The organism is Leptothoe sp. LEGE 181152, from assembly GCF_032906605.1.
GTDB classification, from domain to species: domain Bacteria; phylum Cyanobacteriota; class Cyanobacteriia; order Phormidesmidales; family Phormidesmidaceae; genus Leptothoe; species Leptothoe turfae.
The window spans coordinates 30,220-43,845 of record NZ_JASATU010000043.1 but is presented as its reverse complement, the minus strand read 5'-3'; the positions used below and the strand labels follow the sequence as shown (position 1 = coordinate 43,845).

14 protein-coding genes are annotated in these 13,626 nt (G+C 43.6%); 4 read left to right on the top strand and 10 right to left on the bottom strand.

Annotated features, from left to right (window positions below; all coding sequences use genetic code 11):
* Positions 1-57: 57 nt before the first annotated feature.
* The 3 genes from QGP82_RS21650 to QGP82_RS21640 all read left to right on the top strand — a co-directional run bounded on the left by QGP82_RS21650 (position 58) and on the right by QGP82_RS21640 (position 3,520).
* Positions 58-1,545: a DUF8812 domain-containing protein gene (locus tag QGP82_RS21650; RefSeq protein WP_499060987.1), complete on the top strand. Its 1,488-nt coding sequence runs from the start codon at positions 58-60 to the stop codon at positions 1,543-1,545.
* Positions 1,546-2,470: 925 nt separating this feature from the next.
* On the top strand, positions 2,471-3,097 hold the full coding sequence (locus QGP82_RS21645) for a hypothetical protein (protein ID WP_499060986.1): 627 nt from the start codon (positions 2,471-2,473) through the stop codon (positions 3,095-3,097).
* A gap of 15 nt (positions 3,098-3,112) precedes the next feature.
* Positions 3,113-3,520 (top strand): carboxypeptidase-like regulatory domain-containing protein, encoded by a 408-nt coding sequence (locus QGP82_RS21640; protein ID WP_499060985.1) that lies wholly within the window; start codon positions 3,113-3,115, stop codon positions 3,518-3,520.
* Positions 3,521-3,853: 333 nt separating this feature from the next.
* On the opposite strand, the gene QGP82_RS21635 is transcribed toward QGP82_RS21640, so the two are convergent.
* The 3 genes from QGP82_RS21635 to QGP82_RS21625 all read right to left on the bottom strand — a co-directional run bounded on the left by QGP82_RS21635 (position 3,854) and on the right by QGP82_RS21625 (position 7,007).
* A complete protein-coding gene (locus tag QGP82_RS21635; protein WP_499060984.1) occupies positions 3,854-5,731 on the bottom strand; it encodes a ribonuclease H-like domain-containing protein in 1,878 nt (625 codons plus the stop codon).
* 169 nt (positions 5,732-5,900) lie between these two features.
* Positions 5,901-6,605 carry a hypothetical protein gene (locus QGP82_RS21630; protein ID WP_499060983.1) on the bottom strand — a complete coding sequence of 235 codons (705 nt, stop codon included), beginning with the start codon at positions 6,603-6,605 and terminating at the stop codon, positions 5,901-5,903.
* A 198-nt stretch (positions 6,606-6,803) separates the two neighbouring features.
* Entirely contained in the window at positions 6,804-7,007 is a 204-nt protein-coding gene (locus tag QGP82_RS21625; protein WP_499060982.1) for a hypothetical protein, read from the bottom strand.
* A 214-nt stretch (positions 7,008-7,221) separates the two neighbouring features.
* Here QGP82_RS21625 and QGP82_RS21620 point away from each other — a divergent pair, with 214 nt between their 5' ends.
* Positions 7,222-7,842, top strand: a complete 621-nt coding sequence (locus QGP82_RS21620; protein WP_499060981.1) for a recombinase family protein — start codon at positions 7,222-7,224, stop codon at positions 7,840-7,842.
* A 13-nt stretch (positions 7,843-7,855) separates the two neighbouring features.
* Here QGP82_RS21620 and QGP82_RS21615 read toward each other — a convergent pair whose 3' ends face one another.
* The 7 genes from QGP82_RS21615 to QGP82_RS21585 form a co-directional block, all read right to left on the bottom strand.
* Positions 7,856-8,263: a hypothetical protein gene (locus QGP82_RS21615; RefSeq protein WP_499060980.1), complete on the bottom strand. Its 408-nt coding sequence runs from the start codon at positions 8,261-8,263 to the stop codon at positions 7,856-7,858.
* Between the two features lie 328 nt (positions 8,264-8,591).
* Positions 8,592-9,242 (bottom strand): hypothetical protein, encoded by a 651-nt coding sequence (locus tag QGP82_RS21610; protein WP_499060979.1) that lies wholly within the window; start codon positions 9,240-9,242, stop codon positions 8,592-8,594.
* Positions 9,232-11,352 carry a type IV secretion system DNA-binding domain-containing protein gene (locus QGP82_RS21605; protein ID WP_499060978.1) on the bottom strand — a complete coding sequence of 707 codons (2,121 nt, stop codon included), beginning with the start codon at positions 11,350-11,352 and terminating at the stop codon, positions 9,232-9,234. Before QGP82_RS21605 ends, QGP82_RS21610 begins: the two co-directional genes overlap by 11 nt.
* A gap of 2 nt (positions 11,353-11,354) precedes the next feature.
* Positions 11,355-11,927 carry a hypothetical protein gene (locus QGP82_RS21600; RefSeq protein ID WP_499060977.1) on the bottom strand — a complete coding sequence of 191 codons (573 nt, stop codon included), beginning with the start codon at positions 11,925-11,927 and terminating at the stop codon, positions 11,355-11,357.
* On the bottom strand, positions 11,924-12,337 hold the full coding sequence (locus tag QGP82_RS21595) for a hypothetical protein (protein WP_499060976.1): 414 nt from the start codon (positions 12,335-12,337) through the stop codon (positions 11,924-11,926). The genes QGP82_RS21600 and QGP82_RS21595 overlap by 4 nt, the downstream gene beginning before the upstream one ends.
* Complete coding sequence (locus QGP82_RS21590) at positions 12,303-13,166, bottom strand: P-loop NTPase family protein (protein WP_499060975.1); 864 nt, start codon at positions 13,164-13,166, stop codon at positions 12,303-12,305. Before QGP82_RS21590 ends, QGP82_RS21595 begins: the two co-directional genes overlap by 35 nt.
* Before the next feature lie 12 nt (positions 13,167-13,178).
* Entirely contained in the window at positions 13,179-13,445 is a 267-nt protein-coding gene (locus tag QGP82_RS21585; protein WP_499060974.1) for a hypothetical protein, read from the bottom strand.
* Between the last annotated feature and the right edge of the window lie 181 nt (positions 13,446-13,626).

The window sequence follows — 13,626 nt, the reverse complement described above, 5'->3', positions numbered from 1 at the left end:
GATAAAAATCAGCTTTTTAATTTGTTTCGTAGCACATAAACGTTCTTACTCAAGACTATGCCTACTTTAGAGAAATTAAAATCTAGATTAAAGCAAATTAACCAAGAAATATTAGAACTAAATAATAGTATAACGAAGTCATACGAGGCTATTGAGGTTAGTACTGATGCTGTATCAGAAAAAATTAAGGGCTACGAGGAAGCGTCCGTAGCCCACAACAGAGAAGTCGAAAGTGCTCAAATTCAATTGAGCGAGTTTAGAGACAGAGCTGATAAATTTGAGCGTCAGTTGAACAGAAATAAGTCTGATTTCACCCAACTGGCCTCTGATTATGATACATGGAACGCTAGGCTAAAACAGCATCAGGATAATATTGACAAACTAAATCGGAAAATTGATGAGTACAATAACCTGATATCAAATCCAGGTTACGATCAAGACAGAGCTGATAATCTCAGAGATTCGATAGATTCAGAAAGTGAAAGAATCCGAAGAGAAGATCAGAAGTTAGCAGATAGTGAACAAGTAATTTTAGCGCGACTTGAACGATTAAAAGAAGAAGAGGAACGACTAGCCAAAGAAGATAAAGAGTTATTTGGATTTCATAAAACTGTTATCGAACCTGAAAGTAAAAGACTAGAAGAGCAAGCTGCAAAGTTGACAATAGAATCGGAGGAAATAGAAGAAGAGTTAGACGCAATTGAAAAAATGCGTGATGATATTGACTCTTTAGACAAACGTCTTCGAGAGAAAATCATGGAAAAAGAGTCTATAGAGTTAGAGATAGCCAATTTCAACGATCACTTTAAGGTATCTAAGGGGCAACTAACGTTTGATGTAGAAGGGAATGAAGGTGGGCGCTATCATAGCCGAACTCCTCATGTGCCGAGCGATGCGTCAGGTGTTACTATAGGTCGTGGCTATGATATGAAGAAAAGATCATCGAGCGAAATTATAGGGCATTTGACAAAGGCAGGATTAGGTTCGGAGGAAGCCAGGGCTTATTCTGGAGCAGCTGGATTATCTGGGCAGAAAGCAAGGAATTTTATTAACGAAAATCGTAATGCTCTTATAGAAATATCACCTCGACAACAAAAGGTTTTATTTGAGATCACTTACGCTCTTATTGAAAAAGACGTTATTAGAATATGTAACAAACCTGACGTTGTTAAAGCATATGGAACGACCGATTGGAATGCGTTGAACATAGCAATAAAGGATGTTGTAGTTGATATGCGTTTCAGAGGTGACTACCATCCACAAAGTAGAAGAATTGTTCAACCTCATATCGTAAAAAATGATCTTGAATCGTTCTATCAGATCTTATCAAACAAGGAAAATTGGCCTACTGTTCCCAAAGATAGGTTTGAAGCACGTGTGAAATATTTAAGAGCTGCGCGACCACAACTATTCAGTTTGATGGCAGATAATACAGATTCAACTCATAGTACTTTTCTACCTGAAGTAACTTATATTGAGCGATTTCCTCAATATGTCGTTCAGATTAAAAAGCCTACTTTTTCCTCTCGGCTTTTTAGGAGGTGAAAAATTATGATTAGAGTTATTAATCTCTCTCATAAAGTTATAGTTTACTCTGAAAAATTAAGAGACTCATTTATAGGCCAGATGCCAAAGCAACACAACTATTCAGTTTGAATCACTTTCTAAGAGCTTCGTGCCTGTTAGTCAGTACACTCCTAAGGCTATCAAAGTCTAATTCGCTCTATCTCATTGAGGGAAACGGTTTCAGCCCGCCGATCATATAGAGCAGTGGTTCTAATATCTTCGTGACAGGCTATTTTGAGGTATGGCATGGATCCTGACGAAAACATGTCATAGGGTTTGAAACTATTATCTCGTATGTATTTCAGTCATCGGTCTCATGTAGACTCATTATGATGTACTTTAGTTCGTACATTATCGGTATCCGAAACGGACCAACAGAAGTTTCAATAACATCTGTCTTATTGACCGTTTGCTCGGCACCGCAACTAGTCCTCTGTAAATCAAGGGTTTGACTCCGGAGAGTAAACGAGAAACCAAGGATTTCAGAATATAACTAGCAAGTGATATAGGCCAAAACTAGTCCCGAAGCTCAAAACCGTAGTTTTCTCACCGAGCCCCCACTACCCAGGTAATCAATTCAAGCTCATTTTTTGTCTGTTTGTTAGTACTTTTGGGACTGTTTTCAAAACTGATGGTTGAAACAATTGCTGGTAAAAGATTTCAGCCTATGACACCTTTTCGTCAGGATCCATGCCATACCCCATCTACCGTCACATTAACTCGTCGGTATTACATCAAAACTTAGTAGTCTCAACTTGGAATATACTTTCTTGAGGGGATATGCAAATACCCCCCCTCTACTAATGCCCCCTGCGTTGCTACCTGTACAATTTTTGGGATCCATTAGAATCTGACGCTAATGGCCTAACTGGTAGAATGAATATTCGTAGTCTGAATTTTAGAGATGATTTACGAAGTGTTGCATAGCGACCTGACACACTTTTTGGGAAATCATGCTTTTTTATTAGCAGATGCCACAGAGAAATCATTAAATAGTACTCCCCCAGCAAACCAAAACTTTCCAGAAAAATTCTTGGTTGCTTTTATAGTTCCCTTAGCATTTGGGTTCTTTACTGTACTGATAGAATTTGGCTCATCAGTATCTAAAGGATTAGTTCTGACAAGGCTAGGAAATATCTATCGAATCTGGGAAAGAAAAAATAATGAGCTAAATGCTAACCTCGGCAATCCAATCGAGGAGTTAAACAAAAGAAATAATATGATTGCAGTTGACCTAATGCATTCTTTGCTTCCGTCTGACATTCTAATACACTTTCGTGGTGTAGGTATCAACTGGGTTGCAGGAGCAATGGCAATAGATGTCAGCAATAGCATCCAAGGAACAGCATCAGAAGGAACAGGTCTTATATCTTACTCTCACTTCTTAATGGGAATTGGGATTTTTGGTCTTGGCGTAGTAATAAACATGCTTTCTCCCGAACGTGAAAGAGCTAAAAGATACTTATCAATAATTATAATTCTTTGCGGCTTTTGGTCTGCTTTTACAGCTCTTTTAGAACAATTTCAGTGATCTTCACATTTACCTATGGAATACCCAAAGGAAATAAAAGCCACTTTAGCTTCTACAGCATTAGTTATAACAACAGGCTTCTTGATATCTATAGCTGGAGTTCTTATAGAATTTGGACTATTTACTGGCCCTACAAATAGGAATGCTGACTCAGAAATAGCAGAGCTAAGGTTATTGGTAAAAGACTCAAAAGGAATACCTATACAAGGAGCAGAAATAACCCTTTTATCTAACGAAATTCCAATAATAACGCGCACTGATTCTTCCGGATCCCTGTCGATACCAGTTAGAGCTAGCAAGGAAACGGAAATAGAAATACAAAAAGACGGATATAAAAAAAGAAGATACGTAATCAATCTTACTGAAAACAACAATCAAACGTTTGTTTATACTTTAGATCCAATAGATCCCCCAAAAGGTTAAGTGTAGGGGTTTGAGTAGTATCGGTACAGAAACATACGCTAAGCATCCTGCATTTTTTGTACCAATTAAACCCTCTTGCCAATAAAGGGCTGAAACCCTTGATTTCTCGTTACCTTCTTTGAGTGAAACCCTTAATTTCCAAAGGAATAGTTGCTGTGCGAAGCAACTGAACTTGATATTAATTGTTCATTCACGAACTTCATTCCAAAAATTTAGTCCAAAAGTAGTCCATCCTTCAAATCTCGCCTATTTCTCTCTATAAGTATTCTTGATTAATGAGATATTGGCTAAATTGCTAATTCTAGCCATTGGTATCACTGCTTTATTGTCTTCCTACAGCAGTGTTAATTGTGTGGGTCGAGTAGCACTAAGTAATTCAGGATCAGTCACCTTGAGCACATCAGCTCGCATCTCCTCGATTAACGTGCAGTAATGTCGGCTGTCATAAGGGCCACTGCTGACCTTGACGCCATTAGGTCCCTCATAGAACGTCACTATGTCGCCTTCATTGCCCAAGGCAAGCAAGGCTTTCTCACCTCGACGAATCTTACGAGTCACACTAAGTTGGCTTGTAGGGTATTGCGCCGTGTTCAGTTGCTCTAAGGTCTCCTGATGATATAACTCTGCTGTTTCTGGAGCCTCTAAAAACTTCTGGATATAGGAAGCCTGATAGGTACGCTCTAATTCACTGCGATCGCGACTTCGAAACCGTCCAGCCGATTTCACCTTCCCATCAGCAAAAAACACCAGGTAGTTTTTACTCAGCCCCGTTATTCCATTCTGTGCAGCCGGAATAAACGCTGCTTCCGCTTGAAACTCATGCTCAACAGTTATCCCGTCAGGTAGTACCGCTTGCACTACTCGAAAAATGCGCTCATTCTCACCAGGTAGGGCACTAAAGAGCACACCATCGGTATCAACTTCGGCCACCGTACCGCCAGCCTGTTCAATAGTTGTCACCATGAGGCGTGCAACGGCACGCCCGTAAGCCGTCACTAAAGCAGCCGCTTCATAGTCGTTATAGCCAACGCCAGGGGTGCCCAAGAACCCATACAAGGAATTAATCATGATTTTTGAGGCTTTTTGCTTTTGGTGGGCGATGCGATCACCTTGCTTAGCTAGGGCCTTCAACCGTAGTCGTTCCGTTAAACGGCTAGCCAGAACGCTCAGCATCCTACCCTCGGGATCCTTTCGAGAACAGATGCCATACCGCAGCATGATGGAGGGATAGAGCGAACTAACATCGACTTTAGAGACATTACGGTGAAGTCCGGCCACACCCAGAGTTAGCCCCCCCTCAAACTCAACCACATCATCAGTTTCAGGGACTGGCCGATCTGAATATTGATCTTCTAAGATCCGCTGCCATTTGGTGCCATTGCCATTGACTGCCAGGGCCTGCACGCTCATACCAGGGATAAATTCTTGCTGATAGTAGATACCAGGGACTAGATAGTCAGCCAGCCGTTCGGTATCCTCCAGGTCATATTCTAGGTACTCAAGAATCGGCTCGGTTTGCCCCTTAGCCCAAAGATCGCAGATTTTCAAATAGGATAGGTCAAGTCTGGGCACATCACGAACACCCAGTTGAAGAGCCGCCTGCTTGAGGGTATAGCGCGTCAGATGTCGGGCTGAAAAGTCATTGATTAGCACCTGGTGATACACATCAACCAGGTCCATGCCCTTGGCATAAATCGGATGAAACCTAATCGCTTTGCCGTTAATACGGGCACCACCAATCCGTTTTTCACGGTTGCTGACCGTAAACGGATGACGGATATGGTGAATGCGGCAGCGCTCGATGATAAATGGTAGGTCAAAGGCCAGGTGGTTATAGCCCAGCAGCAGCTTGGGCTGTTTCTTTGCGATCGCAGCCAACGCCTGACGCAAAATCCATGATTCGTCCTGATGGGTGATTTTGTAAGAGACCTGGCGTTCATCCCGAAGACCGATGGCAATAATCCGATCCGTTGCCGGATCTAGCCCCAAGGTTTCGATGTCCAAATACAGTTTGGGTAGCTGCTCATACGGGACCAATGTTTTTGTCGAATGCCACGGTGCGATGTTAAGTGGGCATGGGCTATCAAGATCTAAGCGTGTCTCATCCACGAGAAGGCGAGCAGGATGCTCTAACCGTTGAATTAATTGACGCCGTTTATCGTCTGCCGGGATAAATGGTGGTGACTCTGTAGAGGGGGATAGATGAGACATAAGGCACGTTCAAACGCAGTGACATCAGGGCTGTATATCAAGTGTGCCGTATTTCTCTAATTCTGAATGTCTTCCCCTACGATTCAGAGGTTCGTTGCTTACCGTTTGATTCTCTCTTCGACTTCAACAAGTTTATTGGTTGTTCAGTCACTTTGATCCAATATTAATTTTATGTGCCTATTCGCCACTGAGGAGCAGCCCAATCTGTTTCCCAGTCAAGTTTTTCCGACATAGCTGCAATTTGTCCATACTCTTGAAAATAAGCATTCACTATTTTGGAGTCAGTAATGTATAACGCATTCTCTAGAGACCTGATAGCATTCTTGGTTAGGTTAAATGAACCTGTCCAAACAGCGTAGGGCTTGATAACCTCAAAAGAATATTCCTTTTCACCAGCTTCAACGTTTGCAAAAACTAAAAATTTATTATGCATACGAGGAAATGCTGGCTTTTTCTCCCTGTTGTGATTACCCACACATCGCACTGGTTCAATAGAAAGGTCACCAAGTATGGAGACTGACTGAAGGATGTTATTGAATGAGGCTCTAAGCAATTTACACTTCAAATTGTCGTACATTCTTCTCAATGTACTTTTGAAATTACTCCTTACTCCTATATCTGGCCTCAGAAAATCTTCTTTTTGAACAATAATTGAAACATTGCTGACTTCTGATAAAGCATCCAAAATTGTGGGGCTGGTTAACCATGCAACAGCCCCGAAAACAGCGTCAGCTTCATGAATGTGAGAGATAAGCTTATTTTCTATGTCTCTAAAATAGACAGTAACCCCTGAGTCAGAAGCAATACTATTGTCTGTAAATTTCTTGTCAAAATTTCCATCGTTGTCAATCTGAAATTGATTTAGGTCGTCCATCAGATTCGATCTATCCTCTACTGTGTAGTTGGGTAAAGGAATGTCCTTTGTCTAAAGTTTGCTTCCTTGCCTCAGAACCATGCGTATAGCTTTTAGGAGCTGGAAGGAAAAACGCCCAACTCCTAACCACAGTGTTCAGTTACCAAAGAAGCCAATATGACAGCTGCTTTACAAGCTAACCTTTGGTATTTGTCAGTTCTAGACTTCAGCTGATCGCAGATAGTCAAGTAAATCTGGGCTGATTTCAACCACTTCTTCATCCTCTGAAACTGAAATGGAAGTTCGTGTATCTGAAGCAAGCTTACTGCCTTGAATGAAGATACGTCCTTGCTCATCCTGATAAAGAGCGGGGCAACTGCCACTTACACAAGGCTTGATGAGTACTTGGAGCGAATTTGACACAATAAGACTCCTTCACCCTGAATTTAGGGCGTAAACAACACAAATACAGATTGAAAGGGGGAATGACCTTACTGTAAGGGAGCAATATCTAGACTGTCAATCTAGTCATGATCAATTTTACAACTTAGTTCTGATGTATCCGCCAAGCGGTGTTGAACCGATAGAGTGGCATCGTTAGTTCGCCTTTCGATAGGCACTGGAGAGGGGGAACCTGGTGCTGCTTGGTTACAAATACATCTCGGAAGCCGATGATGAGTCGGTGCGGGACGCTCAGCACCAAGCGTTACTAGATGCCGGAGTTCCTGCATCTAATATCTATAGCGATATGGATACTGAGCAGGAGTCAAAGCGCCCTCAGTTAGAAGCTTGCCTTAATGCGCTAAATGCTGGAGATCGGTTAATTGTCTGGCGATTGGATTTCCTGATAGACAGTCGAGTTCAGTTTCAAACGATTTTGCAGGACCTTTTGGAGCGTGATGCTGGCTTTAAGGTCTTAGCTGGACCAGGCGTTGTCTTTGATACCGCCCATATCAACCTAAAGCTCGCCATTGATATCGTTGCTGCCTTAAATGACCTGGAAACTCAGATTTTACGTAGGCGGACACTTGCAGCCCATGCAGTGGCTAGGCAACGAGGGCAAGTACTAGGGGGGCAGCGTAAAATGACCGCTTCGATGCTCAAACAAGCGATAACGGCTTTGGCTGAATCGGATCTGAGTATGACTGCGATCGCAACCCAAATTGGAGTAACACGGGCAACGCTCTATAACTATCTCAATGGGGATGGATCGCTTAAGCCAACTGGCAAAGAATTACTCTCAGAAACCGAAGATTAAAGAACAGTCCACATCAATCGTTTTCAAATACGGCAGACTTTGTGAGTAATTCAGTCTCTACAAATGTACGAAAGTTTTCAGGATAAGAGATTTTCGCTTGTTGCCAGCGTTCCTGAATCGATGGCCAGGTAAACATCTCTTGGGCATCCCGTTTGAAGCTTTCGAGGTGAATATGGTCAAATGTGTCATGTTCAAAGATTACAAAATGCATCCAGGCATGATTGATGAAAAATGTGGAGAGCATTTGTAGTCTCCACTTGTCTCTATCAAAGTCGTTGGCCAGGGCGAAGGCTTGTAGGGTTTCTGGATGGGTTATGAGGCCAAACATTAGCTCACGGTGGCTTTGAATCAAGGCTTGATAATTTAGGCTTTGACTACTGGCTACTTGTAGCTGAATAGTGCGACGAGTTGACAGCCACATGAGGATATTAGCAATTGTAATCAGACAGGTGAATACGACTGTTAGTAGAGCCGAGACCTCACCAATACTGAGACTGTTCAGTATATCCTCATCATTATATTAGACCTGTTCTATATTTGGCTTTGAAACACTGAGACAATAGCATTTTGACAACAAAATCGAAAGAAATACTTTCTTGGTTGCTCTTGTCCATTTTTTCCTTCACTAGGGGGCGTCTGATGGATTGAATCTTTTGGGAGTTTAAAGAGTCAGCTATGTACAGCTAGGGCTTTCTAGCTGTACATAGCTCAGGAAAGTTAAACTCTTACTCTTAAAATAAGAGTCTGCCTTAGTGGTCCCTTCCTCGTTCTAAATCCTGTAATCTATCCTTCCGATTGCGCCGAAATCTCATCTTAAGGATTTTCTTGATATTAGAATCCTTAGAATCCTTAGAATGCTGAGATTTCTCCTCGCCTCTTTTCGGAATAAATAAGCCTATAATCCCATACCCAAAACCTTGAACCTTATCTGAAACCGCCTCTCGTCTTTCCCGAGGAGTCACATACTGATTACCTCGCTGAAGTTTTAACCGATTCCACCAACTGCCTTTAAGCTCAATATCTCCCTTCTTGCCAGGCTCACCTTGAAGGGTGAGGCCATTATACTTTTCAAGACCTCTCTCTTTTTTCTCCATTACAATATTGCCATCTTTATCAACTGCTGTAAGCTTTCCACCCCGGACCTTATAGGTTATCCGTTCTTTATCAGGGTCATCTTTAGCCGGATTGCCAATTCCCCAAATTCGAACAGTCCTTCCAGCCCTATTCGCCCGAGCACGAAGCTTCTCCATCACCCCAGGCTTTTTAGCTAGCTTCCCTCTGGGCTCAATGATTCTTTGAGCATATTTACTATTTGAACCTTCAAACTTTTGTCTAAATCTTTCTACATCTGCCGTACTAGACTCTATTCGACGATTATGAGAGCTTCTATCATCGGTCATTGCCCGTATCCTCCCAATCCACTGAAATATCTAAGAGTTCAAGCCCGATCCAGCCTATAAGCTCGGTAAATTCCTGCTTTGAAAATGTTTCCAGCCCATAAGGTAGGCTACAGCAAGAAGCAATTTCATCCAGCTCACTGTCTTCAATCTTAAGAATCCTAACGACATCTGCACGAGAGAGACTTTTAGAGTTGTCACCCTCACGAGGAAAGAGGGGACTTTCCTTTGGGAGTTGTTCCAACTGACTGCCAGCATCCAAAAGTCCCCATTTAATTAGCTCTTCCTCACTCCAGGGGGCAAGTCTAAGCCCCGTATCTTCATCTCCAATTCGGTCATAGGCTAAGATATCTTCCTCCACATCAATTTGCATCGACTTAATCTCATCCCAGGAATACGTGTGCCAATGATGGCCACCTTTCCCTCCTAAAAAGAGGCCAGTTAAACCATTGGTGACTCCAGTTTGTGGAATTGATGAACTAAACAGTTGCTCCTTTGGCACCAGGAGCCGTTTAACACGCCTAAATGTAGGGCTAACTTCCTTGTCACCTTTACGCTTAAAGGTTTCTCCAACCTCGCGCTCAGTGCCCTGATACTCTTCTGAATAGCCAACCTGGGCTTCTATTCTCTCTACTTCACCCAGATATGTTTCAGAAACTGTGCGAGCTGTATCCCCATCAACACCCCCTAAAACAGCCAAACGGCTTGATAGTTCAAGAATTTGCTTTGCCGCTTTTTCACCAAACCTGGCGTCAATGCCTGCGGTGTTTTGAGCTGATAACACCGCACATCCACCCCGAGATCTCGCAATGGTCATAAACCGAACGAGATTATTGCTGACAAACTGAGATGCTTCAGAGATTTCATCAATCCAAAGCCAGATACGCCGTAGCCTATCATCCGGTAAATCTAAAATAAGGTTTACCAAACGCTCAAACAAAATTGCATTAAGCGTTTGCACGGTTGCGCCAGAGGTATTGTCATTCCCTAAGACGATGGCGGTATTGCCAAAGTCATCGTTTTCAATGAGGGCTTTAAGGCTGACCTTTTCCTCAGCAGTATGCCAAAGGGCAGCCATAACACGGAGGGGACGTAAGCGATTATTTAGGGTAAGCATGTAGTCATTGGTGCCACTACTTTCGCTTTTACCCTCTAAGCCTTCTGCAATAATGGTGTTTAACGTATCCTCACCCAGAATGGCTTTTAAGCAGTCTGCACTAGAGCAAGCAAGGAGGACATCTCTTAAGTCCCACCACTTTCCAGAACGGATAAAAAAGCCAATGACACTGATTAAGAGGTTTTGAGCTGACTGACTCCAGTAGCTTTCTTGGCCGTCCTCATCGTGAATAAAGGCCTTAACTAGTGTTATGACCTGTGGTTCATTGACGATATCGGCTTTAATGTCCCAGGCCACGCGACGATTATCTAGGGGATTAAAGATAAGCACTCGTTTCCCAAGCGCCTCAAGATAGGGCACAAGCTCTATCTTGCAGTCAAACACAATCCAAAGCTTATCTTCCCTCCAGGCAAGCCACGACATCATGGCTTTTAGGAATGTACTCTTACCACCTCCGATATTTCCAAGGAGCATGGTGTGGGTTGTTTCAGCCTCAATGTCGATGTAGTCAGCACCCCAAGGTGAAAGTCCTGGTGGAAGCTCACCACGCTTTTTTCGGATCTCGTTTGAGGTAACAAGTTTTGGACCTCTAACGTAGGAGTCAAATGGGTATTCAGGAAACTGTTTTCGAGTGATCTGGACAAGGCTTAATGCTGCGACTGTAACAGCGGCTAGAAAGCTTACCTTTTCGCTTACCCAAAGCACTAGGAGGCGTTCTAGTCCGATGTAGAGACAAGAGACAAGAGTTACGGCCCAGAGCCACCAGAGAATTTCTCTTACATTAATGTGTTTAGTTCGCCTTGAAGCAGAAGCGATGATGCTTACAACCCCACCACCTGTGGCATATCCTAAAAGCATTCCTGTGGCATTTCCAGGGTTAAGCCATCCTAAGCTGTGCTCAGCAAGGGCTACATTGACAGCTCCTTGCACTACGGGTACACACCAGGGCACAAGCCAGAGGCAAAACCCCAAGGCAATACAAAATCTAATTGTCATCACTAACCCTCACTTTTTAAGCGTTCAAAGTGGTAAATCTTCAAAACATGCTTTAAGCGCCGATTGGGATACTGCCAACCCCAAAAGAAGAGAAAGGCGAGCAGTGCCCAGGCAACCAGGAACGCTAGTGGTTCCCAGACCACAAACCGAATGGAGTGAAAAAACACGACAGCGACGATAGGCACCGCGACCTGGATTAGGGCAGCTAGGGCTACCCAGCGGCCCAGAACCTCAACGATATTTAGAGGATTGATGCCTCCATAGATACGACGAAGTTCTTCGACAGCGCCGGTTAGAAACCGAAGGTGCCAGAGCGTAGGAAGTAAGGTGCAAATATCGATAAGCCACCGATGAGTGCCCCCTGCAAGGGCACGTTCAAGGACATTGTTAGCATCCCTTGGATCAAGGTCTGTTGGCAGTCGGAACAGGTTGTCTATCCACTGGCACACCGTGTCATCGACGCTAAAGCTGGAAAAAAAGGCATCGACAACACCTTTCATTAGTAAGAAGGTAAATGGGACAAATGCCACCAGCACGACAAAGTGGAGAGCGACGGTAATTCTGTCTCCTTTCATTCCGGTGCCTCCTCTGCTTTACTCAAACAGATTTCAGGAAACCGAGTGCAGAGTTGAGCAGCAGTGCCCTTTAGAAAGGGGCGACCAAAGAGGGTACCAGCTAGAACACCAAGGAGGGCTACGCCAATAAGTTCTCGGGCAAGGAGGCCACTGTTACGGGAGGCCCGAGGCAGTCTTGCCTTTAGCTTCTTCTCAAGGTTCTTTGAGGTAGAAGATAACCCCAAGGTGTACTCTTTTAGCTCACCAACTTTGTCATTGAGTAAACTGACTGTCTCTGAAAGACGTTCCTCTTGAAGAGCAATTGCTTTCGGAATATCCTTTACGGCTGTTTCGATGGACCCCATCGCGAGCATGGCCAGGAACATCGGGTCATCTTCAGATATCCCCGTCTTGGCTATTATCTCCCACACTCGTTTTTGCTCGACTTCGCTTCTTTCTTTGAGTAGACTTTTTAGGAGAGTTTGATCCGGTGTCTTGCTCTCTGGTGTCGGAATTAGCTGGTTTAGAGGTGTCATTGGATTTTAAGATTTGAAGGGTTTCAATTTCAGAAAAGAAGCGATGGAGGGCACGCTTTACACGGCTTCTTCGAGTGGAGGTTAGGCCACCCTTGGGTTCAAGGGCTTCTAGGAAGGTGAGACTATGGGCTTTAATGTGATCCAGGTCTTTTTTAGGTGTAAACCTTGGAAAGTTAATGACAGGCACGTTATGGGTTGCAAGCGCCTCTTTAACGGTGTCATTACGTTCAGGGTCTGAGTAGTCGTAGTCTAAGCGGTCTGTAAAGAAGGTGTTTCTAACGAGAATATGAGGAATATCCTTAAACTCTTTTAGGGACTCTAAAAAGAGTGCCATGGAGTCATATTCCCCGCTTGTAACAAACCAGAAAACTAGTTGAACGCCTTCTTCAAGAGCAATATCAGCACTGCCTTGTGAGATCCACTGCACCATTGCTCGATGGCTTTGAGCAGGGCAGTTGACCACACCTGTCACACCCTTTTCTAGGACAGAATCTAGGATCTCATCTGCTTTATCGGTCTCATCTGCATCTTCACTAAAATGGGGGCGGAGAACGGTGTGACCGTCTTTACCTTCAGTAGCACGGCCCACATCACCATTAGAGCGATCTGCTTCACAGATGATAAGTATGATCGCATGCATGGTGTAGTAGGCAATTAGGGCAAGGGCAACTTGGCTTTTACCAACACCACCTTTTTCTCCCACCACGAAATTAACTATAGACATGGTAGTTTCTCCTTAGCGAAATTGGCGGGGTAGGGGGAGTCTTTTGGAAGCAGACTTCTCTTTAGCAGCACGGTTAAACTGCTGTACGTACTTTCGAAGTGTGGACATGGCAATATTGATGCCTTTTTTTCTTAGTCCACAATGGATTTCGGCGTAGGTTTGCTTTTGTCTAAGCCGCTCGTTGATGTCGTCTAGGTGTTCTTTGACTTTTTCTTTGAGTGTTGCTTTTTGGACAGGAGGTGGCAGGCTATCTAGGGCCTCTTGCCATAAATCGGACATGCGAAATTGCCTCTTAGAGAAACGATATCTCCAAGGGTGGCAGGGGGGAGGTGATATGTCTTTGTCAGAGATAGAGGGGAGGTGAGTTAGATGCGTGTGCTCTGAAAGGATTGTTAGGTAAAATTTTCAATTTTTCCGATACGCTTTATTAAAACTAAAAAGTACAAATGTCTTTCTACAC

Excerpts from the sequence above, each read along its gene's own strand:
- QGP82_RS21650 (WP_499060987.1), top strand. The coding sequence starts at position 58 with ATGCCTACTTTAGAGAAATTAAAATCTAGATTAAAGCAAATTAACCAA.
- QGP82_RS21630 (WP_499060983.1), bottom strand. The coding sequence starts at position 6,605 with ATGGACGACCTAAATCAATTTCAGATTGACAACGATGGAAATTTTGAC.
- QGP82_RS21590 (WP_499060975.1), bottom strand. The coding sequence starts at position 13,166 with ATGTCTATAGTTAATTTCGTGGTGGGAGAAAAAGGTGGTGTTGGTAAA.
- QGP82_RS21645 (WP_499060986.1), top strand. The coding sequence starts at position 2,471 with ATGATTTACGAAGTGTTGCATAGCGACCTGACACACTTTTTGGGAAAT.
- QGP82_RS21640 (WP_499060985.1), top strand. The coding sequence starts at position 3,113 with ATGGAATACCCAAAGGAAATAAAAGCCACTTTAGCTTCTACAGCATTA.
- QGP82_RS21605 (WP_499060978.1), bottom strand. The coding sequence starts at position 11,352 with ATGACAATTAGATTTTGTATTGCCTTGGGGTTTTGCCTCTGGCTTGTG.
- QGP82_RS21585 (WP_499060974.1), bottom strand. The coding sequence starts at position 13,445 with ATGTCCGATTTATGGCAAGAGGCCCTAGATAGCCTGCCACCTCCTGTC.
- QGP82_RS21615 (WP_499060980.1), bottom strand. The coding sequence starts at position 8,263 with ATGTGGCTGTCAACTCGTCGCACTATTCAGCTACAAGTAGCCAGTAGT.
- QGP82_RS21610 (WP_499060979.1), bottom strand. The coding sequence starts at position 9,242 with ATGACCGATGATAGAAGCTCTCATAATCGTCGAATAGAGTCTAGTACG.
- QGP82_RS21600 (WP_499060977.1), bottom strand. The coding sequence starts at position 11,927 with ATGAAAGGAGACAGAATTACCGTCGCTCTCCACTTTGTCGTGCTGGTG.
- QGP82_RS21635 (WP_499060984.1), bottom strand. The coding sequence starts at position 5,731 with ATGTCTCATCTATCCCCCTCTACAGAGTCACCACCATTTATCCCGGCA.